The sequence below is a fragment of the Streptosporangium nanhuense genome, from assembly GCF_059358815.1.
Genome location: NZ_JCADBG010000017.1, coordinates 157709 through 183539 on the forward strand (window position 1 = coordinate 157709; position 25831 = coordinate 183539).

General features: G+C 73.8%; 26 protein-coding genes. 20 read left to right on the forward strand and 6 right to left on the reverse strand.

Annotation, left to right across the window (positions count from 1 at the left end; all coding sequences use genetic code 11):
• The first annotated feature begins 15 nt into the window (after positions 1 to 15).
• Entirely contained in the window at positions 16 to 1194 is a 1179-nt protein-coding gene (locus AC5L38_RS29615; RefSeq protein ID WP_495246113.1) for an anhydro-N-acetylmuramic acid kinase, read from the forward strand.
• Positions 1195 to 1251: 57 nt separating this feature from the next.
• Here the strand turns inward: AC5L38_RS29615 and AC5L38_RS29620 are convergent, their stop codons facing one another.
• Positions 1252 to 2595 carry an MFS transporter gene (locus AC5L38_RS29620; RefSeq protein ID WP_495246114.1) on the reverse strand — a complete coding sequence of 448 codons (1344 nt, stop codon included), beginning with the start codon at positions 2593 to 2595 and terminating at the stop codon, positions 1252 to 1254.
• 82 nt (positions 2596 to 2677) lie between these two features.
• Between AC5L38_RS29620 and AC5L38_RS29625 the strand changes: the two genes are divergently transcribed.
• From AC5L38_RS29625 to AC5L38_RS29650, 6 genes are all read left to right on the forward strand, one after another.
• Positions 2678 to 3628: a LysR family transcriptional regulator gene (locus tag AC5L38_RS29625; protein ID WP_495246115.1), complete on the forward strand. Its 951-nt coding sequence runs from the start codon at positions 2678 to 2680 to the stop codon at positions 3626 to 3628.
• Positions 3629 to 3722: 94 nt separating this feature from the next.
• Positions 3723 to 5201 carry an FAD/NAD(P)-binding protein gene (locus AC5L38_RS29630; RefSeq protein WP_495246116.1) on the forward strand — a complete coding sequence of 493 codons (1479 nt, stop codon included), beginning with the start codon at positions 3723 to 3725 and terminating at the stop codon, positions 5199 to 5201.
• Positions 5202 to 5279: 78 nt separating this feature from the next.
• Positions 5280 to 5978 carry a mycothiol-dependent nitroreductase Rv2466c family protein gene (locus tag AC5L38_RS29635; protein WP_495246117.1) on the forward strand — a complete coding sequence of 233 codons (699 nt, stop codon included), beginning with the start codon at positions 5280 to 5282 and terminating at the stop codon, positions 5976 to 5978.
• 375 nt (positions 5979 to 6353) lie between these two features.
• Positions 6354 to 6911 carry an NADPH-dependent FMN reductase gene (locus AC5L38_RS29640; RefSeq protein WP_495246118.1) on the forward strand — a complete coding sequence of 186 codons (558 nt, stop codon included), beginning with the start codon at positions 6354 to 6356 and terminating at the stop codon, positions 6909 to 6911.
• A gap of 194 nt (positions 6912 to 7105) precedes the next feature.
• Positions 7106 to 7651 carry a hypothetical protein gene (locus tag AC5L38_RS29645; RefSeq protein WP_495246119.1) on the forward strand — a complete coding sequence of 182 codons (546 nt, stop codon included), beginning with the start codon at positions 7106 to 7108 and terminating at the stop codon, positions 7649 to 7651.
• A gap of 23 nt (positions 7652 to 7674) precedes the next feature.
• On the forward strand, positions 7675 to 8550 hold the full coding sequence (locus AC5L38_RS29650; protein ID WP_495246120.1) for a diacylglycerol/lipid kinase family protein: 876 nt from the start codon (positions 7675 to 7677) through the stop codon (positions 8548 to 8550).
• Between the two features lie 165 nt (positions 8551 to 8715).
• Here the strand turns inward: AC5L38_RS29650 and pgm are convergent, their stop codons facing one another.
• Positions 8716 to 10353: a phosphoglucomutase (alpha-D-glucose-1,6-bisphosphate-dependent) gene (gene pgm / locus AC5L38_RS29655; protein ID WP_495246121.1), complete on the reverse strand. Its 1638-nt coding sequence runs from the start codon at positions 10351 to 10353 to the stop codon at positions 8716 to 8718.
• A 283-nt stretch (positions 10354 to 10636) separates the two neighbouring features.
• Between pgm and AC5L38_RS29660 the strand changes: the two genes are divergently transcribed.
• The 5 genes from AC5L38_RS29660 (at position 10637) to AC5L38_RS29680 (ending at position 14911) form a co-directional block, all read left to right on the forward strand.
• Positions 10637 to 11551, forward strand: coding sequence for an ROK family protein (locus AC5L38_RS29660; protein WP_495246122.1), 915 nt, complete (start codon positions 10637 to 10639; stop codon positions 11549 to 11551).
• 56 nt (positions 11552 to 11607) lie between these two features.
• Complete coding sequence (locus AC5L38_RS29665) at positions 11608 to 12357, forward strand: sugar phosphate isomerase/epimerase family protein (RefSeq protein WP_495246123.1); 750 nt, start codon at positions 11608 to 11610, stop codon at positions 12355 to 12357.
• Positions 12354 to 13472 carry a Gfo/Idh/MocA family protein gene (locus tag AC5L38_RS29670; RefSeq protein ID WP_495246124.1) on the forward strand — a complete coding sequence of 373 codons (1119 nt, stop codon included), beginning with the start codon at positions 12354 to 12356 and terminating at the stop codon, positions 13470 to 13472. The genes AC5L38_RS29665 and AC5L38_RS29670 overlap by 4 nt, the downstream gene beginning before the upstream one ends.
• 96 nt (positions 13473 to 13568) lie before the next feature.
• The gene (locus AC5L38_RS29675) at positions 13569 to 14180 is read left to right on the forward strand and encodes a TetR family transcriptional regulator (RefSeq protein WP_495246125.1); all 612 of its coding nucleotides are present in this window, start codon (positions 13569 to 13571) and stop codon (positions 14178 to 14180) included.
• 71 nt (positions 14181 to 14251) lie between these two features.
• Positions 14252 to 14911, forward strand: a complete 660-nt coding sequence (locus tag AC5L38_RS29680) for a VC0807 family protein (protein WP_495246126.1) — start codon at positions 14252 to 14254, stop codon at positions 14909 to 14911.
• Here AC5L38_RS29680 and AC5L38_RS29685 read toward each other — a convergent pair.
• Positions 14878 to 15765, reverse strand: coding sequence for a metallophosphoesterase (locus AC5L38_RS29685; RefSeq protein WP_495246127.1), 888 nt, complete (start codon positions 15763 to 15765; stop codon positions 14878 to 14880). The genes AC5L38_RS29680 and AC5L38_RS29685 overlap by 34 nt on opposite strands.
• Positions 15766 to 15809: 44 nt before the next feature.
• Between AC5L38_RS29685 and pdxR the strand changes: the two genes are divergently transcribed.
• Complete coding sequence (gene pdxR, locus AC5L38_RS29690; protein ID WP_495246128.1) at positions 15810 to 17213, forward strand: MocR-like pyridoxine biosynthesis transcription factor PdxR; 1404 nt, start codon at positions 15810 to 15812, stop codon at positions 17211 to 17213.
• Between the two features lie 58 nt (positions 17214 to 17271).
• Here the strand turns inward: pdxR and AC5L38_RS29695 are convergent, their stop codons facing one another.
• Positions 17272 to 17487 carry a hypothetical protein gene (locus AC5L38_RS29695; RefSeq protein ID WP_495246129.1) on the reverse strand — a complete coding sequence of 72 codons (216 nt, stop codon included), beginning with the start codon at positions 17485 to 17487 and terminating at the stop codon, positions 17272 to 17274.
• Positions 17488 to 17504: 17 nt separating this feature from the next.
• Here AC5L38_RS29695 and AC5L38_RS29700 point away from each other — a divergent pair, with 17 nt between their 5' ends.
• Together AC5L38_RS29700 and AC5L38_RS29705 are read left to right on the forward strand one after the other, a co-directional pair.
• Positions 17505 to 18140, forward strand: coding sequence for a hypothetical protein (locus tag AC5L38_RS29700; RefSeq protein WP_495246130.1), 636 nt, complete (start codon positions 17505 to 17507; stop codon positions 18138 to 18140).
• 145 nt (positions 18141 to 18285) lie between these two features.
• A complete protein-coding gene (locus tag AC5L38_RS29705; RefSeq protein WP_495246131.1) occupies positions 18286 to 19512 on the forward strand; it encodes an NAD(P)/FAD-dependent oxidoreductase in 1227 nt (408 codons plus the stop codon).
• 75 nt (positions 19513 to 19587) lie between these two features.
• On the opposite strand, the gene AC5L38_RS29710 is transcribed toward AC5L38_RS29705, so the two are convergent.
• Positions 19588 to 20049: a PPOX class F420-dependent oxidoreductase gene (locus tag AC5L38_RS29710; RefSeq protein ID WP_495246132.1), complete on the reverse strand. Its 462-nt coding sequence runs from the start codon at positions 20047 to 20049 to the stop codon at positions 19588 to 19590.
• Positions 20050 to 20262: 213 nt separating this feature from the next.
• Here AC5L38_RS29710 and AC5L38_RS29715 point away from each other — a divergent pair, with 213 nt between their 5' ends.
• The 5 genes from AC5L38_RS29715 to AC5L38_RS29735 all read left to right on the forward strand — a co-directional run bounded on the left by AC5L38_RS29715 (position 20263) and on the right by AC5L38_RS29735 (position 24827).
• Entirely contained in the window at positions 20263 to 20919 is a 657-nt protein-coding gene (locus tag AC5L38_RS29715) for a fasciclin domain-containing protein (protein WP_495246133.1), read from the forward strand.
• A 465-nt stretch (positions 20920 to 21384) separates the two neighbouring features.
• The gene (locus tag AC5L38_RS29720) at positions 21385 to 21813 is read left to right on the forward strand and encodes a MarR family winged helix-turn-helix transcriptional regulator (protein ID WP_495246134.1); all 429 of its coding nucleotides are present in this window, start codon (positions 21385 to 21387) and stop codon (positions 21811 to 21813) included.
• On the forward strand, positions 21803 to 22318 hold the full coding sequence (locus AC5L38_RS29725) for a hypothetical protein (protein ID WP_495246135.1): 516 nt from the start codon (positions 21803 to 21805) through the stop codon (positions 22316 to 22318). Before AC5L38_RS29720 ends, AC5L38_RS29725 begins: the two co-directional genes overlap by 11 nt.
• A gap of 305 nt (positions 22319 to 22623) precedes the next feature.
• Positions 22624 to 23055 (forward strand): GNAT family N-acetyltransferase, encoded by a 432-nt coding sequence (locus AC5L38_RS29730; RefSeq protein ID WP_495246136.1) that lies wholly within the window; start codon positions 22624 to 22626, stop codon positions 23053 to 23055.
• Positions 23056 to 23174: 119 nt separating this feature from the next.
• On the forward strand, positions 23175 to 24827 hold the full coding sequence (locus AC5L38_RS29735; protein WP_495246137.1) for a RecQ family ATP-dependent DNA helicase: 1653 nt from the start codon (positions 23175 to 23177) through the stop codon (positions 24825 to 24827).
• 177 nt (positions 24828 to 25004) lie between these two features.
• Here AC5L38_RS29735 and AC5L38_RS29740 read toward each other — a convergent pair whose 3' ends face one another.
• Positions 25005 to 25823: an SAM-dependent methyltransferase gene (locus AC5L38_RS29740; protein ID WP_495246138.1), complete on the reverse strand. Its 819-nt coding sequence runs from the start codon at positions 25821 to 25823 to the stop codon at positions 25005 to 25007.
• Positions 25824 to 25831: the final 8 nt, after the last annotated feature.

Sequence of the window (25831 nt, forward strand, 5' to 3'; positions counted from 1 at the left end):
AGGCGAGGGGGAGCCATGCGCGTGCTGGGGTTGATGTCGGGAACGTCCCACGACGGGATCGACAGCGCGATCGTGGACTGGTCCCCGGACGGCGACGTGCTCACCGGTGCCGTCGAGCACACCGGCACGCGGCCGTACGAGGGAGGGCTTCGCGAGCGCGTCGCCGGGGCGCTGCCGCCGAACCGGGCCGACATGGCCGAGGTGTGCCGGCTCGACACCCTGATCGGCCAGGCGTTCGCCGACGCCGCCGAGGCGTGCGGGCCGGTCGACCTCATCTGCTCGCACGGGCAGACGATGTTCCACTGGGTGCAGGACGGCCGGGTGCGCGGCACGCTGCAGCTGGGCCAGCCCGCCTGGATCGCCGAGCGGACCGGCGTGCCGGTGGTCTCCGACCTGCGGGCCAGGGACGTGGCCGCCGGAGGGCAGGGCGCGCCGCTGGTCTCCTACCTCGACCTGCTGCTCCTGGCCGGGCTGCCGGGGCCGAGCGGCGCGCTCAACCTCGGCGGGATCGCGAACCTGACCGTGCGCGACGCCGGGACGGCCTACGACACCGGCCCGGCGTCGGCGCTGATGGACGCGGCGGTGTCGGCTGCCACGGGCGCGCCCTACGACGAGGACGGCCGCCTCGCCGCCTCGGGGGAGGTGCACGAGGAACTGCTGGCGGACCTGCTGGCCGAGCCGTACTACCGGGCGCCGCCGCCGAAGAGCACCGGCAAGGAGCTGTTCCACCCCGGATACCTGGAGGCCAGGGCGGCGCCGTACGAACCGGCCCTGCCCGACCTGCTGGCGACGCTGGCCGCGCTCACCGCCGAGACCGTCGCGGCGGAGATCCGGCGCCACCGGCTGGAGACGGTGGTCGTCTCCGGGGGAGGGGTGCGCAACCCGGTGCTGATGGCCATGCTGGCCGCGCGGGCGGGGGACGCGCGCATCGTGCCGAGCGACGAGCTCGGCGTTCCCGCCGACGCCAAGGAGGCGATCGCCTTCTCGCTCTTCGGCTGGCTGACGGCGCACGGGCTGCCCGCGACGGTCCCCGGCTGCACGGGCGCGTCCGGTCCCCGCCTCCTCGGCGCGATCACCCCGGGCGCCGGAGCATTGAGGTTGCCGGAGCCGCTCGGCGAGGGGCCCCGCCGCGTGCGCTTCACCGCGGCGGGTGCGGGTGCGGGTGCGGCCGGAGGATCCGGGGCGGCCGGATAGACCGCTAGACCGCGCGGGGCACTCCGGTGGGCAGGTCTGTGGCCTCTCATCGGCCTTTCATCGCTTGACGCGGTCCGCCCGGCCGCTCCGGGCCGCCGCGTCCCGTGCCACGTCGCGTGCCGCGTCCTGTGCCGTGCTCGGTGTCGCGTTATCGCGGCGCGGGAGCAGCAGCGGGGTGGCCAGGAGGAGGACTCCGGCGATCGCGACCGCGACGCGGGGGCCGGTGGCGGTGGCCAGCAGGCCCCACGCGGCGGTCAGGGCCGCGATGGTGAGGCTGCCGCTGACCGACCACGCGGACAGGGTGCGGGCGACCCGGCCGGGGTCGGTGTGTTCGAGCCGGTAGGTGGCCAGCACCGGGTTGAACATGCCGCAGCAGGTCACCAGGCCGAACTGGACGGCGATGACGAGCATGATCCCGGGGACGCCCGGCTGGACGAACGCCAGCCCGACGGGCCAGCACGCGCGCAGCGTCCCGACGACGAGCATCACCCTTCGCTGCCCGAACCGCGCCACGAGCCGGCGCGCCAGCCGCGCCCCGATGAGACCGCCCACACAGGGGACCGCGAACGCGAGCCCGTACTGCCAGGGGGCGAACCCGAGGTGGCCGAGCAGGAGTACGGCGAGCAGCGGCTCGGTCGCCATGATCAGGCCGTTGACCAGGATCGTGTTGAGGAACAACCGGCGCAGCGTCCGGTGGCCCAGGATGAGACGCCACCCTTCGAGCAGGTCGCCGGCGCGCAGTCCTGTCGCGCCGGCGCGTGCGGGGCGCGGCTCGTCCCCGCCGATCGCGCGGATGCCCAGCGCCGACAGCAGGTAGCTGACCGCGTCGGCCGTCACCGTCGCCACCGGGCCGAACACCCCGATCGCGACCCCGCCGAGCGGCGGTCCGACCACGGTCGCGGACCACGTCGTGGACTCGAACCGGCTGTTCGCGACCAGCAGGTCCTCCGGCGGCAGGAGCGCCTTCAGGTACGCGCCACCGGCCGCGTTGAAGGCGATCTTGGCCGCGGCGACGACGACGGCGACGACGAGCAACTGGGCGAAGCCGAGCCGGTCGAACGCGAACGCGATCGGGACGCTCGTCAACGCCGCGAACCTGACCAGGTCCATCGCCACCATCACCGGCCGCTTGCGGTGGAACTCCACCCACGGTCCGAGCGGCACCGCGATCAGGGCCCCCACCGCCAGCCCCGCGGCGGACAGCAGCGCCACCTGGGCCGGCCCGGCGTGCAGCACGAGGACCGCGATCAGGGAGAACGCCCCCAACCCGAACCCCGTGCCGTAGGAGCTGACCGCGTACGCCGCCCACAGCCACCCGAACCGCCGCCCCAGCGCCCGCCCGCCCGCCATCCCCGGCCCGCCTCCCGTCACCCCGGCCGACCGCGTGCCGGCCACTGGCATCCAACCGACGAGGGGAGGGGGAGATCAAACAACCGATCCACCGGCGGGCACAACCGGACGTTGTGCGGCTACCCTCGTCGGCGTGGATCTCGACGCCGTGCGCACCTTCGTGACCGCCGTGGAGGCGGGGCGGTTCCAGGACGCCGCCGACGAGCTGTCGATCACCCAGCAGGCCGTCTCCAAGCGCATCGCCACGCTGGAGAGGAACCTCGGTGTGCGGCTGTTCACGCGCACCGCGCGCGGGACCCGGCTCACCGTCGACGGGCAGGCGTTCCTGCCCTGCGCCCGTGACCTCCTGCGGGCCGAGGAACGGGCGATCGCCAGCGTCCGTCCCGGCCGCCGCGCGCTGCGCGTCGACGTGATCGGCCGGCGGCTCGCCCCGGCCACCCTGCTGGGCGACTTCCATCGCGCGAACCCCGGGGTCGAGCTCGACGTCGTGACCCTCTTCGACGCGGACGCGGCCATCGCCGCCGTCCGCTCCGGCACGGTCGACGCGTCCTTTCGCGCCGTCACCATGCCCGGCCGGCGGCTGCCCGGCGACGTCGGGGCCGCCCGGGTCTTCGACGAACCCGTCCAGCTCCTCGTCGGACCGGCCCACGCGCTCGTCGGCGCCCGCGCGGTCACGCCCGCCGAGCTCGCCGGGCACCGGATCTGGATGCCCGGCCTCGTCCCCGGGACCGAGTGGGCCGCCTTCTACGACGACCTCGCCGCCGCGTTCGGGCTCACCATCGAGATCACCGGCCCCGGCTTCGGCACCGAGCCGCTGCTGGACACCATCGCCGGCTCCCGGTCGCTGGCGACGCTCGTCGGTGAGCGGACCCGCCTCGTCTGGCCTGACGGCCACGGCCTGCGACGCGTCGCCGTGCGTGATCCGACACCGGTCTACCCGCACTCGCTGACCTGGTACCGCGACAACCGGCACCCCGCGCTCGCCGCGCTGCGCGACCATTTCGGCCACTCCGGCCGTTTCGGCTCCGGGCGGCCCGGCCGCTCCGGCGGGGAGGTCTGGACGCCCGCCTGGGCGGGGCACTAGAAGCCCGGCCGCGATCGTCAAGATCGTGGATGGAACGGCTCACGCCCTCGCTATCCGGTATACCCTACAGGAATAGTGGGTTATGCTGGTGCGCGTGTCAGGTTCATCATCGGTCGTCGTCGTGGGTGGCGGCGCGAGCGGCACGCTGGCGGCGGTCCACCTGCTCCGCGAGGCGCGGGCCCGGGCCATGCCGCTGGAGGTCGTGCTGATCGACCAGTACGGGCGGCACGCGCTGGGACAGGCGTACTCGACCACCGATCCGCACCACCTCCTCAACGCCTGCGCGAACAAGATGAGCGGGCTGGACGACGACCCCGGCCACTTCCTGCGCTGGGCCCTCGACGATGGGCTGGACGTCTCGGCCGCCGACTACCTGCCGAGGCGGACGTACGGGCGCTACCTCCGCGACCTGCTGGCCGGTGCCGAGGAGTGGCCCCTTCGCGTGGTGCGCAAGGTGACGGGCACGGCGACCGCCCTGACCAGGGGCTGGGGCCGGGGGGTGCGGGTCCACCTGGCCGGCGGCGGCCGGGTCGACGCCGAGGCCGCCGTCCTGGCCCTGGGCAACCGTTCCCGGTCCGCCCGGCTGCCGGTGGTGGACGCCGCGAGCCCCGGCTACGTCGCCGATCCATGGGCGCCGGACGCGCTGGCCGGGATCCGCGACGGCGCGCCGGTGCTCGTGCTGGGGACCGGGCTGACCATGGTGGACGTGGCGGTCACCGTGACCCGGGCGCACCCGGGGACCGTGGTCCACGCGGTGTCGCGGCACGCGCTGCTGCCGAGGCCGCACCCCCGGCCCGTGCCGCCCCCGGTCCCGACGGCGGTCCCTGACGGGCCGCTGGGGGTCGGCGACCTGCTCCGCGCCGTACGTCTCGCCGTACGGGAGAACGGGGGCGACTGGTACGGCGTGGTCGACGGCCTGCGTCCCCAGGCCCAGGAGTTGTGGGCCCGGCTCCCCCCGGACGACCAGCGGAGGTTCCTGGGGCTGGCGGCCCGCTACTGGGAGGTCCACCGGCACCGGATCCCGCCCGTCACGGCCGCCAGGATCGCCGACCTGCGGGCCACCGGCCGCCTGCGGGTGCTCCGCGGCCGGCTGCTCCGGGCCGAGCCCGGCCCCGGCGGGCTGCGCGTCCGGGTGGCCACCGGCGGCACCGACGGCACCGACGGGATCAACGGCACCGGCGGCACCGGCGACATCGGCGGCGCCGGGGGCACCGGCGGCGCCGTCCGGGAGTTCGACGTCGGCTGGCTGGTCAACGCCACCGGGCCCGGGGCCGACATCACCCGCGACCCCCTCCTCGCCGGGCTCGTCGCCGGCGGCGTGGTCCGGCCCGACCGGCTGCGGCTCGGGCTGGACGCCGCTCCCGGTGGCGCGGTCCTGGACGCCGGGGGAGCCCCCGACGACCGGATCTTCACGCTGGGCCCCATGCTGCGCGGAAGCCTGTACGAGACGACGGCGATCCCGGAGATCCGCGCCCAGGCGGCGGCCCTCGCGCCACGCCTCGTGCGGGCACTCGCCTCCGGCACCCGCCCGCCGTTCCCCCGGCCGTCCTCCGAGCGGGACCAGCACGTGTGACGACGGGAGGGCGGCCGTCTTGACCTTGAGCGGGGTTGAGGTCCCATTCTTGAGCTACCCCCGAGGAAAGAGGACTCCATGAGCGAGGATCTGGTCGACTTCTGGTTCGATCCCGGCTGCCCCTGGGCCTGGATCACCTCCCGCTGGATCCTGGAGGTGCGCGAGGTGCGCCCCATCACGATCAACTGGCGGGAGATGAGCCTGGCGGTGCTCAACGAGAAGCAGGACATGTCCGAGGAGTACCGCGAGATCGTCGAGCTCGGCCGGGGCACCATGCGGGTGTTCGCGGCGGCGCGCGCGGCGGCGGGGGACGCCGCCGTCGGCGACCTCTACACCACCCTCGGCACCCGCTACCACGGCGAGGACGGCCTGTTCCGCAAGCCCCGCGACACGGCGCCGGCGCGAGATGGCGGCCTCGCGAGCTGGCGGGCCGCGATGGAGGCCCTCGAACCGGTGATCGCCGGCGCGCTGGCCGACGCCGGGCTGCCCGCCGAACTGCTCGCCGCGCGGACCGACGGCACCTGGGACGAGGCGATCCAGGCCTCGCACGCCTCGGTGCCCGCGGGGGAGCGGAAGCAGTCGCTGATCGGCGTCCCGACCATCTCGGTGAACGGTCACGCCGGGCAGTTCGGTCCCGTCATCAGCGAGATCCCGACCGGCGAGCGGGCCGGGCGGCTCTGGGACGCGTTCAAGGTGCTCGCCACCGAGGAGACGTTCTTCGAGCTCAAGCGGGTCAGCGACCGGGCGGCTCCCCGCACCTACCCGGGGGCTCCGTAGCGCGGGAGGAGACGGTTCCCCCGGTGCCCTCGCCACCCTTGACGGAGAAATAGCCGCTTTTTTCGCGAACGATACGCCTGATCATGTTCGTCCCCCCTCACTGAGGGCAGGCCCCCGGATGTGATGGGGAGTGAGGTTCGCCGGCACCGTCGTCGCGGCGCCGGCTCGCGGACGCGTGACCGCCGTTCCGGGGTTCGAGGGCGGGGCGGCCCGGCCGGTACCGCGAGCGGACCGCTCTCTCCGCGTCACGGTGGTGGCGAGTAGCGGTTCTTGTCGGTGAGTTCGGGGAGTGCCCCGCTGACGGCCGCGACCGTGGGACCGAAGGCGGGATCTTCTCGCTCGTGACGTCGCGATACTGCGACAGGGATGGGGCGGATGATGAGGATCATTGGGATCGCGGGAAGTCTTCGCCCGGGGGCGTACGTCTGGAGGCTCCTGGAGGCGGCGGCACGGGAGCTGCCCGCGACGGTGGACTTCGAGCTCTGGCGGGGCCTGGACCAGGTGCCGTCCTTCGAGGACGGCGAGCTCCCGAAGCCGGTCGCCGACCTGTGGCACCGCCTCTCCGCCGCCGACGGCGTGCTGATCACCGCACCGGCGCACAGCGCGCTCCCGGCGCAGCTGGGACACACGCTCGACTGGATCGCCTCCGCGCGCGGCGGCGCGGTCCTGGTGGGCAAGCCGGTGGGCGTGGTGACCGCCTGCCCGCGCGCCCACGAGGGGATGTGGACGCAGATCCAGCTGCGCAGGGCCCTCGGCGCGGCCGGTGCGGTGGTGTGCGGCGCGGAGCTGGCCGTGTCCGCGCCCCCGGACCGGTTCGACGCCGCCGGTCGGCTCGCGGACCAGAAGGACCGCGCCCGGCTCCGCGACGTGCTGGACGAGATCTGCTCCCCCTCCTTCGCCGGGGCCGGCTCTCTTCGCCGGTCCGCCGTGTGAGACCCGCCCGGCCGCTCGCCGGGGCCCTCGGTCCCCGGTCCCCGGGATCGGTCGTACGGCACCCGCGATCCCGCCGTACGGCCCCGATCCCCGAGCGCCCCCCGGCCCCCGCTGCCGGGAGGCGACCGTCGCGTCGTGTGCCACGAGAAGACGAGGCGTCGCGCGTCACGAAGGGATGAGGAAGGGAGGCGGCCGTGGGCAGATCCGGCCAGGAGGTGGCGCTGCGAGCTCTCGGCGCGGCGCTCGACGTGCACGCCCCGAAGGCCGGCCACGGCGTGCGGACGTTCCCGGACGGCACGCCGTTCCTGTGGATGACCGTTCCCGGCGCGGGAGGCGCCACCATCTTCCTGGAGGAACGCCACTGGATCTGCCTGAGCGAGCCCGCGCGGGGCGGGGTGACCGTCCAGCTCGTCGCCGGCGGGGTCGACGACGACCCCGCCCTCGTCGTGAGCCGCATCATGACCGTCATGACGCCGGTGCCCCGCCGCCAGGGCGGCCTGGCACGCTTCATGAAGGTGGTCCTGCTCGGCCTCGCGGGAGGCGCGGGCGTGGGGCTGCTGTCCGCGCTGCTCATGGCCATCCTGGTGGCCGGCAACGGCTACACCTCGGACACGACGATCGGCGTGGTGTACGTCCTTGCCGCGCTGATCGGGGTCGGGGTCGGGCTCTGGGTGTCCCTGCGCTGGTGGCGGATGGGCGGGGACCGGCGTGATCGCGACTCCCGGGGGCATGGACCGTAGGGACGACCACGTGGAGGAACGACATGGCCGAGCTGCTGGCGATCTACAACGAGAGCGCGGGAAGCGCCGACGACGAGGCCAGGACCGCCGCCCTCGAAACGCTGCGCGGCGGCGACGCCGACGTGATCGAGGCCCCCGTCGGGGAGAAGGACCTGGACGAGATGCTCGACGCCTGTCCCGGCAGGGACGTGGTCGTGCTGGGCGGTGACGGCACGCTGCACGTGGTGGTCGCCACCCTGCACCGGCGCGGCGAGCTGGGGACCCGCACGGTGGGGCTCGTCCCGCTGGGCACCGGCAACGACTTCGCCCGCGGCCTGGGCATCCCGCTGGACCCGCCGGTCGCGGCCCGCGTCGTGCTCGCCGGGCGGCCCCGGCCGCTCGACCTCCTGGTGGACGACGAGGGCGGGGTCGTCGTCAACATGGTCCACCTCGGCATCGGCGCCGAGGCGTCCGAGGAGGCCACGCCGCTCAAGCCGGTGCTCGGGCGGCTCGCCTACGCGGCGGGGGCGTTGCTCGCCGGCCTGCGGAGCCCCGGCTGGCGGTTGCGCGTCACCGTGGACGGCCGCCCCCTCGGGGACGGGCGCCCGGTGCTCATGGCCGGCATCGGCAACGGCGTCACCATCGGCGGCGGCACCCCGCTGGCCCCCCGGGCCAGGCCCGACGACGGCATGGCCGACGTCGTCGTCTCGCTGACGACGGGCCCGCTGGACAGGTTCGTCTACGCCCTGCGACTGCGCAAGGGAACCCATCCCGACCTGCGCGACGTGATCACCACTCGCGGCAGGGAGGTGACGGTGGAGGGCGGCCCCGTCCCGGTGAACGCCGACGGCGAGCTGACCGGCCGGATCACCCGGCGCGGCTGGACGGTCATGCCCGCCGCCTGGCGCATGTTCACCTGAGGCCGCGCCCGCCCCGCCCGGAGACCGGGTTCGCGAGAGCCCGGGCGAGTTCATGCCCAGAAGGCCCTGAGCCTCTGAGGCCCTGAAGGACCTGAGGCCCTGAAGGACCCTGGCGGGCGGCCGACCCGGAACGCGCCCGCCCGCCGTCGTACGTCGCCGGCGCCCTCAGCCCAGCGACGCCGAGACCAGGTCGCGCGCCTCCTGCTGCACCCGTGCCAGGTGCTCGGGGCCCTTGAAGGACTCGGCGTAGATCTTGTACACGTCCTCGGTGCCCGAGGGGCGGGCGGCGAACCAGGCGCTCTCGGTGGAGACCTTGAGCCCGCCGAGGGCGGCGCCGTTGCCGGGGGCCGAGGTGAGCACCTGGGTGATCTCCTCACCGGCGAGGCTGTCCGCGGTGACCTGCTCGGCCGAGAGCTTGGCGAGCACTGCCTTCTCCTCCCGGGTCGCGGGGGCGTCGACGCGGGCGTAGGCGGGGTCGCCGAACCTGGAGACCAGGTCGCGGTAGTGCTCGCTCGGCGAGCGGCCCGTGGTCGCGATGATCTCCGAGGCGAGCAGCGCCAGGATCAGGCCGTCCTTGTCGGTGGTCCACACCGAGCCGTCGCGCCGCAGGAACGACGCCCCGGCGCTCTCCTCGCCGCCGAAGCCCAGCGAGCCGTCCAGCAGGCCGGGCACGAACCACTTGAACCCGACGGGGACCTCCATCAGCCGCCTGCCCAGGTCGGCGGCGACCCGGTCGATCATGCCGCTGCTCACCAGCGTCTTGCCGATCCCGGCGTCGGCGGGCCAGCCGGGCCGGTGGGCGTAGAGGTAGGAGATCGCCACGGCGAGGTAGTGGTTGGGGTTCATCAGCCCCCCGTCGGGCGTGACGACGCCGTGCCGGTCGGCGTCGGCGTCGTTGCCCGTGGAGACGTCGAAGGCGTCGCGGCCCGCGATGAGCGAGGCCATCGCGTACGGCGACGAGCAGTCCATCCGGATCTTGCCGTCCCAGTCCAGCGTCATGAACCGCCACGTCGGGTCGGTGAGCGGGTTGATCACCGTCAGGTCCAGCCGGTGCCGCTCGGCGATCTCCCCCCAGTAGGCGACGCTCGCCCCGCCCAGCGGGTCGGCGCCGATGCGCACCCCCGCCTCACGGACGGCGTCCAGGTCCAGCACCGAGGGCAGGTCGTCCACGTAGTGGCCGAGGAAGTCGTACCGGCCGGTCGTGTCGGCGGCCAGCGCCCTGGTGTACGGGACCCGCCTGACCTCCTTCAGGCCCCCGGCGATCAGCGCGTTGGCCCGGTCCTGGATCCACGAGGTGGCGTCGGTGTCGGCCGGGCCGCCGTGCGGCGGGTTGTACTTGAACCCGCCGTCGCCGGGCGGGTTGTGCGAGGGGGTCACCACCACGCCGTCGGCCCGTCCCGAGGAGCGCCCCCGGTTGTGGGCCAGGATCGCGTGGGAGACCGCGGGGGTCGGGGTGTAGCCGTCCCGGCCGTCGATCATGACCGTCACCCCGTTGGCCGCGAAGACCTCCAGCGCCGACACCCGGGCCGGTTCCGACAGCGCGTGGCTGTCGGCCCCCAGGAACAGCGGGCCGTCGACCCCCTGCGCCGCCCGGTACTCCACGATGGCCTGGCTGGTCGCGAGGATGTGGTCCTCGTTGAACGCGACGTTCAGCGAGGAGCCCCGGTGTCCCGAGGTCCCGAACGCCACCCGCTGGCCCACCTCGCCCGGGTCGGGATGCAGGGCGTAGTAGGAGGTCACCAGGCGGGCCACGTCGACAAGATCGGACGGCCTGGCGGGCTGGCCCGCGTGTTCGTGCGTCATCGCAGTCTCCTCACATCACACCTGAGCTAACCGTATCTGCCCTCAAATCGGATAAGCCTGCACAACTCATGGGAGGCTCGTGGCGAACCGGTGGCGCCGCGCTCCTCCCAGGCCGTTGACAACGTTGTCATCGACGTCGTACCGTCAGCCTGTTTGCCCGGTCTCTTGGGTAGCGCACCCTTTGTGCCATCGATCAGCGGAGGATCCCCTTGCACAGCCGCGTGGTGGCCCCGGTGGCCGCCTGCCGTCCCTCCGGGTTCCGGCACGCAGGAAAGGCCGGCCGATGACCGCCCTCGCGATCGACATCGGCGGCACCAAGTTCGCCGCGGCGCTGGTCGGGCCGGACGGGACCGTGGCGCGCAGGGCGGAGATGCCGGTCGGCCCCGACCCCGAGGCGACGCTGGCCTCGCTCGTCCGGCACATCCTCGACCTCGGTGCCGGTGAGAACCTGGGCGATCTGGTCGGGGTCGGCATCGGCTCCGCCGGCCCCCTCGACGCCGTCGCCGGCACGGTCAGCCCGGTCAACATCCCCGGCTGGCGTGAGTTTCCGCTGGTCGGAGCGGTGAGCGAGCTCCTTCCCGGCCTTCCCGTCGCGCTCGCGGGAGACGCGCAGTGCATGGCGCTGGGGGAGTGGTGGCGGGGCGGGCACGCGCGCTCCCGGGCCCTGCTGGGCATCGTGGTGTCCACCGGCGTGGGCGGGGGCCTGGTCCTCGACGGGGTGCCGTACGTGGGACCGACGGGAAACGCCGGGCACATCGGGCACATCTCCGTGGACCGCGACGGGCGGCCCTGCCCGTGCGGGGCGATCGGCTGCCTGGAGACGATCGCCAGCGGCCCGAGCATGGTCCGCTGGGCGCTGGAGAACGGCTGGAGCGCCCCCGAGGCGCACCCGGACGCCCGCGCGCTCTCGGCCGACGCCGCGCGCGGGGTCCCCGTCGCCCAGCTGGCCTTCCAGCGGGCCGCCGACGCGCTGGCCGTGGCGATCCTCAGCACGGCCGCGCTCTTCGACCTCGACGACGTCGTCATCGGGGGCGGCGTCTCCGGGGCGGGGGAGACCCTGCTCGCCCCGCTGCGCCAGGCGGTCGCCAAGCGGGCGGGCCTGGGCTTCCTGCGCGGCCTGAAGGTCGAACGCACCTCCCTGGAACGCGACGCCGGCCTCTACGGCGCCGCCGCCCTGGTCCTCCCCGTGGCGGGGTAGAGGACCGCGTTCTCTCCTCCGCCCGCAGGCGGAGGTGTCCACGCTAAGGAGAACCGATGAGCTCACTAGCCGTCCAGCTGTACTCCGTACGCGAACAGGCGGCCCTCGACCGCCGTGCCGTGCTGCGCCGCATCGCCGACATGGGCTACGGCGCGGTCGAGCCGTACGACGTGCACCTCGATCCCGAGGGCCTCCGCGACGACCTGCGCGAGGCGGGGCTCTCGGTGTGCAGCGTGCACGCCCCGCTCCTGGACGAGCGGCGCGCGGCCGCGCTGGCCGGGGCGGTCACCGTCGGCGCGGAGACGGTGATCGTGCCCTCCGCCCCCGCCGAGTGGTTCGCCGACCGGGAGGGGGTCGAGCTGGCCGCCAGGAACATCGGCGAGGTGGCCCGCGAGGCGGCCGGCCACGGGCTGCGGCTCGGGTACCACAACCACTGGTGGGAGCTGGAACAGCGGGTGGACGGCCGTCCCGCGCTGGAGGTGCTCGCGGAGCTGCTGGACCCCTCGATCCTGCTGGAGGTCGACCTCTACTGGGCGGCGACCGGCGGCGTCGACCCGTCGGGGCTGCTGACCCGGCTCGGCGAGCGGGTGAGCCACCTGCACGTCAAGGACGGCCCCGCCACCCAGGAGGGCCCGATGACCGCGGTCGGCTCCGGCCGGGTGCCCATCGTGGAGGCGCTGAACACCGCGCCGGACGCGGTACGGATCGTGGAGCTCGACCGCTGCGCCACCGACATGCTCCAGGCGCTGGCCGACAGCCACGCCTACCTGACCGGCCTCGCCGCCGACGGGCGGGTGAGCTCGTGACCGGCCCGCTCGGGGTGGCGATCGTCGGCTGCGGCAACATCAGCCACCAGTACCTGGGCAACCTCACCTCCTTCCCCGGCGTACGGGTGGTGGCGTGCGCCGACCTCGACCTGGAGCGCGCCCGGGAGGTCGCCGGGCAGTACGGCGTGCCGGTGGCGGCCTCCCCGGAGGAGGCGATCTCGCACCCCGACGTGGAGCTGGTGGTCAACCTCACGGTCCCCGCCGCGCACGCCGAGGTGGCGCTCGCCGCCGTCCGGGCCGGGCGGCACGTCTACAACGAGAAGCCCTTCACCGTGGACAGGGAGTCCGGCGCGCGGCTCGTCGAGGCCGCCGAGGCGGCGGGGGTGCTCCTGGGCAGCGCCCCCGACACCTTCCTGGGCGCCGGGCTGCAGACCGCGGCCAGGCTCGTCGCCGAGGGGGCCATCGGCACCCCGCTCACCGGCCTGGTCCTGTTCCAGACGCCGGGCCCCGAGTCGTGGCATCCAAACCCCGAGTTCTTCTTCCAGCCGGGGGCCGGGCCGCTGTTCGACATGGGCCCCTACTACCTGACGACCCTGGTGACCCTGTTCGGCCCGGCGACGCGGGTGGGCGCGATCGGCCGCAGGGCCAGGGACGAGCGGGTCGTCGGCTCCGGCCCCAAGGCCGGGGAGCGTTTCCCGGTGGCGGTGCCCACCCACACGAGCGCGCTCCTGGAGTTCGCCGCGGGACAGGCCGCCACCATGGTCTTCAGCTTCGACTCGCCGCTGCGCCGTACCGGGTTCGTCGAGATCACCGGTACCGAGGCGACGATGCAGGTGCCCGACCCCAACACCTTCGGCGGCGAGGTGCGGCTGCGCCGGGCCGCCGACGACGAGTGGGTGCCGGTCCCCACCAAGGGCACCGAGGCCGGTCGCGGCCTGGGCGTGCTCGACATGGCCCAGGCGATCCGCGAGGGAAGGCCGCACCGCACCACCGGCGAGCTGGGCCTGCACGTCCTCGACACGATGATCGCCGTCGCGGAGTCCGCGGAGCGGGGCGAGTTCGTGGAGATCGGCAGCACCTGCCGGGTGCCCGCCCCGCTGCCCGAGGGATGGGACCCGGCCGCGATCCGTTTCGACCGACGGCTCCGGGCGTGAGGCCCAGGGCCCGGAACTGAGATCGAGTACGCGAGGGGTGGGCCGTTTCCCGGTCCACCCCTCGCGCTTCTTACTCGCATGAGTTATTTATTACTTATGCAAGTAACGAAGCCTTCGAGCCTCGCGGCCACCGCGCGACGCGCGCAGATCGTCGAGGCGGCGATCGAGACGATCGCCGCGCTGGGGTACGGGCAGGCCTCCTTCGCGCGCATCGCCGAGCGGGCCGGGCTCAGCAGCACCCGCCTGATCTCGTACCACTTCCGGGGCAAGAACGAGCTGATCGCCCAGGTCGTCGCCGAGATCCACCGGGAGATCGGCGAGTTCATGTCCGAGCGGGTGCGGGCGGAGCCCACGGCCCGCGGGGCGATCAGGGCCTACATCACGGGCAACGTCGAGTTCGTCGCCACCCACCGCGTCCGGGTGAGGGCGCTGTACGAGATCTTCGTCAACCACCGGGGTAAGGACGGTGAGCGTTCCCACGACGCGGCCACCGACCTGAGGACCCTCTCCCACATCGAGGAGATCCTGCGCTGGGGCCAGCGGGAGGGCGAGTTCCGCGCCTTCGAACCGAGGGTGATGGCGATGAGCGTCCAGCGGTCCGTGGACGGGCTGCCCTTCCTGCTGGAGGCCGACCCCGACGTCGACACCGCCCGCTACGCCGCCGAGCTGGTGACCATCTTCGACCTGGCCACCCGGAGCGGGAGATGAGAGCGGCGCGGGAGAGGCCGGAAAAGAGGACGGAGCCGGAAGCGGGGGCGGGGACGGGAGGGGGGACGAGGGTGAGAGCGGGCCGTCGGGCCGCGGCCGTGCTGATGCTCGTGGACCTCGTCCTGCCCATCGGGCTCTACTACGCGCTGCGCGCGGCGGACGTCGGCTACGTCGCCTCCCTGGTCGTCAGCTCCCTGGTGCCCGGCACCGGAATGGTCGCCACCCTCGTCAGGGAGCGCCGCCTCGACTCCGTGGGCCTCTTCATGGTGAGCGCCATGCTGGTGAGCGCCGCGCTGTCGGTCGTCGGCGGCAGTCCCCGTTTCCTGCTCCTCAAGGGCGCCCTGGTGATGGTCGTGGCCGGTGGCTGGTTCCTGGCCACCGCCCGGGGGCCGCGACCGCTGGCCCTGCAGTTCTCCCGGCCGCTGCTGGAGGGCCGGGTCGGCGCCAGGGACGTGTCGTGGGACGACCTGTGGGCCGCCTCGCCGCGCTTCCGCCGGGTGTGGCGGGTCTCCACGGTCGTCTGGGGCGCCGGGGCGCTGGCCGACGCGGCCGTCCGGGTGGTGATCGCGCTGACCCTCCCGATCGACCTCGCCGTGGGGCTGGGCGGCCTGCAGTACGGGGCGTTCTCGGTCCTGATACTGGTGATCGTCAACGTGTACCAGGCGCGCGCCGGGCTCCACGACCCTCGCTCCGGGCTCTACCTCGACGCCGGCGCGGGGACGCATCGGTAGTGGGTGGTCAGCCGTCCCTCGTCGTCCAGGACGTGGAAGGCGAGCGCGGGCGGCCGGTCGAGGTGGACGTGGTCCTCGGGGTGGGCCCGGTGCTCCCAGGGGAGCCGGGTGGTGGAGACGACTCCCGGCGCCACCAGCAGCGGCCGTCCGGCGAAGGTGGTGGCCGCCGCGGTGTGGGCGTGCCCGCACAGAAAGGCCGCGAGGTTGGCATGGCGGTCCGCGATCGCGGCGAGCCGCTCCGCCCCGAACTGGCGGATGCCGTCGACGAAGGGGATGTGCAGCCGGGCCGGCGGGTGGTGGAAGCCGACCAGGACGGGCACCCGGGCCGGTGTCCGGGCCAGGGTGTCCTCCAGCCACGTCAGGGTCTCGTCCTCCAGGAAGCCCTCGTCCTTGCCCGGCACGGAGGAGTCGCACAGGGCGATGACGACGCCGGCCGCGCGGTGCACCTGGTTGACCGGTGCCGTCGTCCCCGGCTGCCCGAGCAGGTGCCGCCGGAACGCGGCGCGTTCGTCGTGGTTGCCGGGACAGATCATGACCGGGTGCCGGGAGGTCAGGAGCCGGCGGGCCCGCTCGTACTCCTCCGGCAGGGCGTGGTCGGCGATGTCGCCGGTGACCAGGACGGCGTCCAGGTCGCGGGGGAGGCCTTCGAGGTGCTCCATGACGGCCCGGGTGCGCTCCGCGGCGCGCTGTCCGTCGTCGATGTGGGTGTCGCTGAGGTGGGCGATCACGATCATGACCGGGGTCCCTTCGTTGCGGTGTGCGGGGGTGGGCGAGGACGGCCGGGCGGTCCCGGCCGGCGCGCCGGCCGCGAGGACGGCGATCCGGTTCGCGCTCGTGCCCCCGTCCAGGCTCACCTCGAACGTAGAAGGTCACCGGACCAGAAATAAGATCCGGTTTCATGCCGAATTCTTGGGCCGGTTCCCGGCTCGACCTGTACATCTCCCCCGACGCGGCGGGCGGGCGGCGCTCCGGCCTGGAGTCCGCGCTGCGGGCGGCGATCCGTCAGGGGCGCCTGCCCGCCGGGACGCTCCTGCCGTCCACGCGCGGCCTGGCCCGGGAACTCGGGTTCTCGCGGGGCACCGTCAGCGCCGCCTACGACCAGCTGGTCGAGGAGGGTTACCTGACCACGCGGCCGGGGTCGGGCACCAGCGTGGCCGAGGCGCCGCGACGCGCCCAGGCCCCCGAGCCCCGCGCGCCCGCGCCGGTGACCCCGCGCCACGACCTCCGCCCCGGCCGCCCCGACGTCAGCGCCTTCCCCACCAGGGCCTGGCTCGCCTCCACCCGCCGCGTCCTCGCCCGCGCCCACCCCGAGGTCTTCGCCGCGGGAGACCCGCAGGGGCGGATCGAGCTGCGCGCCGCGCTCGCCGGCTACCTGGGCCGCACCCGCGGCGTGGTCACGACCCCGGACCGTATCGTGATCACCTCGGGCTACTACCAGGGCCTGGGCCTGCTCAGCGGGGTGCTGGCCGCGGGCGGCACCCGCGTCGCGGCGGTGGAGGACCCGGGCCACGACAGCTTCCGGGACGTCGTCAGGCGTGCGGGGCTCACCGTCCTCGCACTGCCCGTCGACGGGCACGGCGCCCGCGTGGAGGCACTGACGCGGCGCGAGGGAGCGGTGTTCCTCACCCCCTCGCACCAGTACCCGACCGGCGTTCCGTTGCGTCCCGGCCGCCGCAGGGCACTGGTCTCGTGGGCGCGCTCCACGGGCGGGCTGGTCGTCGAGGACGACTACGACGGCGAGTACCGCTACGACCGCCAGCCCGTCGGCGCCCTCCAGGGCGTCGCCCCCGACCAGGTCGTGTACTGCGGCACCGCGTCCAAGACCCTCGGCCCCGCCCTCCGCCTGGCCTGGATGGTCCTGCCGCCGCGCCTGGTGGGACCGGTGACACTGGCCAAACAGCGATCCGACCTGTACACCGAGACCCTGGGCCAGCTCGTCCTCGCCGACCTGATCACCACCCACGCCTACGACCGGCACATCCGCGCCGCCCGCCTGCGCTACCGCCGCCGCCGTGAACTCCTCCTCGACCGGCTGGCCGCCGTCCCCGGCCTCACCGCCCACGGGGTCCCCGCCGGCCTGCACACCCTCGTCACCCTCGCGCCCGGCGGCCCCACCGAGGAGAGGCTCCTGGCCGGGTGTGCCCGCCGCGGCGTCGCCCTGCGCGGTCTCACCGAACTCCACCACGATCCCGCCGGCCGGCCGCAGGGCCTGCTGGTCGGCTTCGCCGCCCCGTCCGAGCGCGCCTACCCGGCCGCCCTCGACGCCCTGTCCGCTGCCCTGGCCTCCGACGGCCCGGCGTGAGCTCCGTCTGCCCGGCCGTCTGCCCGGCCCGGTCCCGGCCGCGTCGTCAGGCGTTCGTTCAGGGAGCCTGGTCGGCCGGGCCGACGATCCTCAGGTCGGGCTTGGCGGACTCCCCGGAAGGCTCTCCCGCGGACTCCTCCAGGCGGGCGCGGAGGCGGGTGCGGATCTCGTCGGGGGTGTACGCCTGCCGCCGGCGCTCGGCTCGCGCGATCACGACTCCGGTGGCCGCGACGCCCGCCACACCTGCCAGACCGAGTATCTTCCACCATCGCATGTGCCTACGCTAGCGGAATGTCCGGCAAGAGCATCAGCCTCGATGAGGCCGTCAACCTGACCCGCACCGGCGACGTGTGGCTGTTCCGCGGTCGAACGGTGCCCGATCGAGCCATCCAGACCATGACGAACAGCCCCGTCAACCACGTCGGCATGTCGGTCGTCATCGACGACATGCCGCCCCTGATGTGGCACGCGGAGCTGGGCCGCTCCCTGCCCGACCTGTGGTCGGGAACCCACCAGCGCGGCGTCCAGCTGCACGACCTGCGCGAGGCGGTCACGGTCTGGGCGACCAGATACGGCCAGCGCGGCTGGCTGCGGCAGCTGGAGCCGCAGACCCCCCGCGAGATGGAGGACGCCGTCCTGCGCACCGTCGCCCGGCTGGACGGCACGCCCTTCCCGTCGACGGCCAGGCTGGCCGGCCGCTGGATGAGGGGGCGGGTGCCCAAGCTCCTCAAGCGGGGCACCGAGGAGAGCGCCCTGGAGAGCGCCTACTGCGCCGAGGTCGTCGCGGTCACCTACGAGGCCATGGGGCTGCTGCCCGGCGGGCGGCGGCCCAACTGGTACGACCCCGGCCGGTTCTGGAGCGGCGACGACCTGGAGCTGACCGGAGGTTTCCGCCTCGGGGGAGAGATCACCGTGAAGCTGGGGTAGGGCCGTACGAGGAACGGAGCGGCGGGCGCAACCCCCGGCACCCGCCTTCTCGAAGACACGGACGGCGGATCCCTCCACCCGGGGGACTCCACGGACCCATGAACCCATGGACTCCGTGCCGCCGTCGACCCGGGGGGATTGCGTCATGCCGGACACGGTGGTCATCGTCGGTGCGGGGCTCGCCGGTCTGGCGTGCGCCCTCCGGCTGCGCTCGGCGGGGGTGGGGGTCCGCGTCGTCGAGGCGGCGGACGAGGTGGGCGGCCGGGTACGCACCGACGTCGTGGACGGCTTCCGGCTCGACCACGGCTTCCAGGTGTTCAACACCGCCTACCCGGAGGCCGCGCGGGTCCTCGACGTCGCCGCCCTGGACCTGCGCCCGATCCCGTCCGGCCTGATCTCCTTCGAGCGAGGGCGGCGGGAGCGGTTCATGCTGCCCTGGCGCCACCCGGGCCAGGCGCTCAGCGGGCTCCTGGCCGACGTGGGCTCACCGGCCGACAAGGCGGCCCTGGCGGCGCTGACCGCGCGGGACCTCCTGCTGCCGGTGAGCCGGTTGCGCGACGCGCCCGAGCGCACCACGCGCGAGGAGCTGCGGCACTGGGGCGTCTCGCCCAGGATGGTCGAGAAGCTGATCCGCCCGTTCCTGTCGGGCGTCGTCCTGGAGCGGGAGCTGGAGACCTCCAGCCGGTTCTTCCACCTCATCTGGCGCGCCTTCGCCCGGGGAACGGTCGGAGTGCCCGCCCTCGGGATGGGGGAGATCACCCGGCAGCTCGCCGCCCGCCTCCCCCCGGGCGCGCTCACGCTGGACACCCCGGTCGCGGCCGTGACCGGGGAGGGGGTGGAGACGGCCGGGGGCATGACGATCCCGGCCCGCGCGGTGGTGGTGGCGACCGACCCCGCCACGGCCGCGAGGCTCTGCCCGGGGCTGGAGATCCCGGCGATGCGCTCGGTGACGACCTTCTACCACGCCGCCGCCCGCTCACCCATGGACGACCCCACGCAGATCGTCGACGCGGAGGGCCACATCACCGACACCCTCGTCATCAGCGACGCCGCGCCCGAGTACGCCCCGCCGGGCCGCGCGCTGGTCTCCACGTCGGTGCTGGGGGTCCTCTCCGGCGCGGACGAGCCCCGGGTCAGGGCGCGGCTGTCGCAGATCTACGGGACCGACACCTCGGGCTGGGAGCATCTGGCGACGTATGCCGTCAAGGAGGCGCTGCCCGCGATGGTGCCGCCGTTCCGGATGCGGCGCGCGGTGCGCCTCGCGCCGGGCCGTTACGTGTGCGGGGACCATCGCGACACCGGTTCGCAGCAGGGCGCCCTGGTCTCGGGGCGCCGGGCGGCCGAGGCCGTCCTGGCCGACCTCGGCGCCTGACCGGGAGGCGTCCCTCGTGCCGGCCGGTGTCCCTCAGGCCGGCGCCTGACGGTCCTCAGGCCGGCTGGGCGGTCCTCAGGCCGGCCGGGCGGGAAAGCCGCCGGTGGCGATGGGGCCCCAGCGCTCGGGGGTGAGGCGCAGCAGCGACTTGCCCTGCCGGGCCATGGCCGCCCGGTACTCGTCCCAGTCGGGGTGCTCGCCGGAGATCGACCGGTAGTAGTCGACGAGCGGTTCGAGGGCCTCCGGCAGGTCGAGCACCTCGGCGGTGCCGTCCACCTGCACCCAGGGGCCGTCGAAGTCGTCCGACAGGACCACGACGCTGACCTGGGGGTCGCGGCGGGCGTTGGAGGTCTTGGCGCGCTCGGGGTAGGTGGACACCACGATCCGGCCCTCGGCGTCGACCCCGCAGGTCACCGGGGACGCCTGCGGCCTGCCGTCGCGTCGCGCCGTGATGATGAGCGCGCGGTGGCGGTCACGGAGGAAATCCAGGAGCTGGTCGCGGGAGACGACCTCGTTGGTCGCGATCTTCGGGCTCATAATGCCCACTCTACGGGGGATGTGGCACGCCCGAATTAACGCCCTGACGAATGGAAAATGGCTCTCTTTCTCGGGAGATATGTGGTCAAGAGTCGTCTAATGGGGCATTTGACACCAAATATCAGGGAATTGATCTCCAATGCAGGACATGAGTGGCTCGGGAACCCGCCGACGGACCCCGGATGGCTCATCCGCCCAAACAAGGAGATAACCGTGAAGCAGAAGTCTCTTCTGGCATCGGCCCTGACCGTGCTCGCCCTGACCGCCGTCCCCGCCGCGCAGGCGGCCGCGGGCTCCGCGCACATCCTCTCTCCCACACCGATCCCGACGGACACGGCTCTGCCGACCGACAGCGCCTCACCCACGGACAGCATGTCGCCCGAGCCCTCGGGCGTGGCGACGGAGCCGTTCGGCCCCGGGTGCGCGTCCCTGCCCGCCAGCGGTGAGGGCAGCCTCAGCGAGATGGCCTCGCAGCCGGTCGCCACCGCGGCAGCGTCCAACCCCGCCCTGTCCACGCTGGCCCAGGCGATCGAGCAGGCCGGCCTGACCGAGACGCTCAACTCCGCCAAGGACATCACGGTGTTCGCGCCCACCAACGACGCGTTCGCCAAGATCCCGAAGGACGCCCTCGACAAGCTCCTGGCCGACAAGGCGCAGCTGACCAAGGTCCTGACCTACCACGTCGTCGAGGGGAAGAAGGCGCCGGAGGACCTGACCAGCGGCGAACTGACCACGATGCAGGGAGGGCCGCTGACCGTCGCGGGCTCCGGCGAGGAATTCACCGTCAACGGCGCCAAGGTCGTCTGCGGCAACATCCAGACCGCCAACGCCGTCGTCTACCTCATCGACACGGTGCTCACGCCGAAGTGACCGCGGTGACGCGACGCTCGTGACGGCCACGATGGTGCCGGAGATCCTGAAGGTCCCGAAAGTCCTGAAGCTTTCGGCGGCCGTCGTGGCCCGACCGGCCGGGTCGTGATCCGGCCGAAGGATCCGGCTGACGGATCCGAGCGGCGGATCTGACCGACGGAGGGGTGCCCGCACAGGGCGCCCCTCACCCGTGGCCCCACCCACGCGGCCCCGCGGCGGTGTTCACGTCCGGCCCTCCGGCGCGGAGCGGGACCCGGCGGCGCCCCGCGTCCGCGGTCCGGCCGCGGACCAGGCCCCTGGCCGGCCGGTCGGCGCCGCGGCGGGCGCCGGCTGCTGCTGAGAGACGGCCGGTCGGAGCCCGGCATCATGTGCGGCGCCAGGTCACGGGGTTCGCCGCACGGCGGTGTGCTCACCCCGCCGGCCATCTGGTTGCTCCATACAACTATCTGGTTGTATGGTCGAACCATGGCGGATGATCGCGAACTCCAGGAGGCCGTGGCCCGCTTCGTGCGGGCCTTCGGTCTTCACCAGCCGGACCGGACCCCGTGCGGGCAGCCCGTCCCGGTGTCGGAGGCCCACGCGCTGGGCGAGCTGGGCAGGGACGGCGCGTTGCGGCAGAGCGATCTGGCGCAACGGCTCCGGCTGGAGAAGAGCTCCACCAGCCGGCTGGTCACGCAGCTCATCAACCGGGGCTGGGCCGAGCGCATCCCGGCGCCCGACGACGGGCGCGGCGTGCTGGTCCGGCTCACCCCGGACGGGGTGAGGGCCGCGGCCCGGCTGGCCGAGGCCAGAGCCGCGCGGTTCTCCGCCGTTTTGGAACGTGTCCCCGAGGGCGAGCGTGCCGACGTGCTGCGCGCCCTGACCATTCTTACGGAGGCCATAGATGAAACCTAGGAATCGGCGCGTCCAGGCGCTCGTCGCGGCGCTCGCGCTCGTCGTCGCCGCCGCGACGGCGTACGTGCTCATCGGCCGCGACGAGCAGCGGGCGTCTGCCGCCCGGCAGGCCGAGGTGGCGGCCAGGAGCCGGCAGGTGATGCCGTTCGACCTGGAGCGCACCACGCACCGCTTCGCCAAGTCCGCCACCGGCGGCGTGCAGACCGTCACCTCCGACGACTCCGCCGACGCCGAGCAGGTCAAGCTGATCCGCGAGCACCTGACCGCCGAGGCCGCGAGCTTCGCCGAGGGCGACTACGGCGACCCCGCCTCCATCCACGGCGGGGAGATGCCGGGCCTGCGCGACCTCGAACAGGGCCACGGCCGCATCGACGTCCGCTACGCCGAACTGCCCGCGGGTGCCCGGATCACCTACACCACCTCTGACGCGCCCCTGGTCACGGCGTTGCACGCGTGGTTCGACGCGCAGGTCACCGACCACGGCCGGCACGCCGAACACAGCTGACCCCACCCCCGAGCTCTTTTCTCCCGCCGGACCCGTCTACCCCGTTCATACCTATCCGGGGTATGGTTTCCCTCGTTCGTACGAATACCTAACCCCGGTACTGTTTCGCCCCGGCAGGCGGGTCCTCCCGGCTGCCGGGGCACCCTCGCCGGGCGCGGCGAGCGTCCCCGGCCCGGCGTCGCGGTGGCTGAGCCGCGTCCCGTCCGCCGGGCGCGACCAGGGCCACCCGCCCGGCGGGCGACGGCGACCGGCCCGAGAGCACACCCCACCCACTTCCCGAACCCCCGTCCGGAAGGACCACTGTGATGGACATCCGTCGTGCCACGCCCGATGACGCCCCCACCGTGCACGGCCTCATCCGCGGGCTGGCCGAGCACCAGGACCAGGCCGGAGGCGTCACGGTGAGCGTCGACGACCTGAAGCGGATGCTCGCCCGCCCGGAGATCACCTACCTGATCGCCGAGCGGGACGGCGCGGCCATCGGCTACGTCTCCTGGCTGCGACGCGTCGGCTTCTGGTCCGGCGAGGACTACCTCGCCCTGGACGACCTGTACGTGACCGGCGCCGAACGCGGCAACGGCGTGGGAGAGCTGCTGATGCGGGCCGCCGCGAAGGCCGCCGACGGCAAGGTGATCCGCTGGGAGGTGGCCGAGACCAACGTGGCCGCGCAACGCTTCTACACGCGCGTCGGCGCCACTCTCGTCTCCAAGAGGATCGGCCGCTGGCAGCCGCGGTAGACGTACCCCACCGCTCGCCCATACCCGTTTCGCGTCGTTCGACGATCAAGGGGATGTCGTGCGACTAGTGCCTTGATCCGCGGGTAACTGGCCGTCACACGGCGGGAAAGGCGGAGGGAATGAACATCAAGGACAGGTTCGGGCCGAGGGCGCGGAGGCTGCGGGCGGTGGCCCGCAAGGTCTTCGGCTGGCGGGACCTGCGGCCCGGGCAGCTCGACGCCATGCGCCACCTGCTGGGCGGGGGCGACGCGCTCGTGGTGATGCCCACCGGCAGCGGCAAGTCGGCCGTCTACCAGGTGCCCGCCCTGCTGCTCGACGGGCCCACGATCGTCGTCTCGCCGCTCATCGCCCTCCAGCGCGACCAGGTCGCAGGGCTGAGCGAGGCCGACGCGGGCGGGGCGGTCGCGGTCAACTCCGCCCAGTCCGGCGGCGAGGAGTCCCTGGACGCCGTACGCGCGGGCAAGGCCGAGTTCGTGTTCCTCTCGCCCGAGCAGCTCGCCAAGCCGGAGACGGTCGAGCGGCTGCGCGCCGCGCGTCCCTCGCTGATCGCCGTGGACGAGGCACACTGCGTGTCGGCGTGGGGGCACGACTTCCGGCCCGACTACCTGAGGCTGGGCCAGGTCATCGAGCGGCTGGGGCATCCGCCGGTGGTGGCGCTGACCGCCACGGCCGCCCCCGCGGTGCGCGAGGAGATCGTCGCCGCCCTCGGCCTGAGGAACGTCCGCCAGATCGTACGGGGCTTCGACCGGCCCAACATCGACCTGGAGGTGCGCCGCTTCGTCACCCAGGAGGACCTGAGGCGGGCGCTGGTGGAGGACGCGGCGTCCCGCTCCGGGCTCGGGCTGATCTACGTCGCCACCCGCCGCGCCGCCGAGGAGTACGCCACCGCGCTGCGCGAGGCCGGTCGCAGGGCCGAGCCGTACCACGCGGGGATGAAGGCGGCCGAGCGCCACAGGATCCACGAGATGTTCCGCGACGACGAGCTGGACGTCGTGGTCGCGACCTCGGCGTTCGGCATGGGCATCGACAAGCCGGACGTGCGGTTCGTGCTGCACGCCGCCCCGCCGGAGTCGCCGGACTCCTACTACCAGGAGATCGGCCGCGCCGGGCGGGACGGCGAGCCCGCCGCCGCGGTGCTGTTCTACCGTTCCGAGGACCTCGGGCTGCGCAGGTTCTTCGCCGGGGGACGGGCCGACGAGGAGCTCCTGCTGCGGGTCGCCACGCTGGTGCACGAGCACGGCGGCACCGTACCGGCGGGGGAGCTGCGAACCCTGCTCGGCGTCGGCGCCACCCGGCTCACCCGGCTGGTCAACCTGCTGGAGCGGGCGAGCGCGATCGAGGTCACCGGTGAGGGCGACCTGCGCACGGCGCCCGACGGGCCCGAGCCCGAGGCGGCCACGGCGCGCGCCGTCGAGCTGGACGACACCCGGCGCCGCATCGACGACTCCCGGATCGACATGATGCGCGCGTACGCGGAGACCACGGGCTGCCGCCGCCGCTTCCTGCTCGAGTACTTCGGCGAGCCGCGCGAGCGCGGCTGCGGGGCCTGCGACACCTGCCGTGCCGGTCTCCCCGACGAGCCGGAGGCCGTGACGGGGGCGGGGGAGGAGGGGCCCTTCGCGATGCACGCCAGGGTGCGGCACAGCGCCTGGGGCCCGGGAATGGTGATGAGCCGGGAGAGCGACCGGATCACCGTGCTGTTCGACGAGGTCGGCTACAAGACGCTCTCCCTGGAGGCCGTCGAGCGCGACGACCTCCTGGTGGCGGGCTAGGCGGGGCGGGACCGGCCCGCGGAACCGGACGGAGGCCGGCCAGGCCGGCCGGGCCGGGCGGGAGCGGTCCGCGAGTCAGGGGCGGGAAGGGCTCGCGGGAGCGGGAGGGGGCTTCGAGACCGGTGCGGGAAGGGGCCGCGCGGCCGGGCGGGAGCGGCCCGCGCGGCCGGGGCCGGGTCAGTTCCCGGACTTGCGGGCCACCCCGCCCATCGTCCACGTCTTGTCGCGGCCCTGCGCGGTGAGCGGGTTGTCGGGGCGCCAGTGGCGCACGTAGACCAGGCCGGGGTCGACCAGGTCCAGCCCGTCGAAGAAGCGCAGCACCTGCTCGCTCCGCCGCGAGGCGTCCTCGCCGCGGCTGAGGACGCGCTGGAAGATCTTGACCACCGGGCCCTGGGCGTCCGGGCGCGTGTCGAAGACGACGTGGCCGATGGCGAAGTGGCTGCCGACCGGCACCGCGTCGCGAAGAATGGCCACGCACTTGTGCGGGTCGTCCTCGTCGGGGATGAACTGCAGGGCCGACAGGATCAGCACCGCCACCGGCGCGTCCAGGTCGACCAAGCGCAGCAGTTCCGGGTCGGTGAGCAGCTCGCCGGGGTGCATGACGTCACCCTCGACGACGCCGGTGTGCGGGTTGGTGGCCAGCATGGCGCGGGCGTGGGAGAGCACCACCGGGTCGTTGGAGACGTAGACCACGCGCGTGTCGGGCACGATCTCCTGGGCCACCTGATGGACGTTGCGCTGGTTGGGCAGCCCGGAGCCGATGACGACGAACTGGGTCATGCCCTCCTCGACGAGATAGCGCACGATCCGGCCCAGGAACGCCTGGGCCTCGTGGGTCATGGCCCTGACCTCGGGCGCGATGGCCAGCACTTCCTCGGCCGCCTTGCGGTCGGCGGCGAAGTTGTCCTTACCGCCCAGGAAGTAATTGTTCATCCTGGCGATGTTGGGCACGCTGGTGTCCAGGCCCGCCCCCGGCCGCCGGGACTCATCGCTCATGTGTCGAC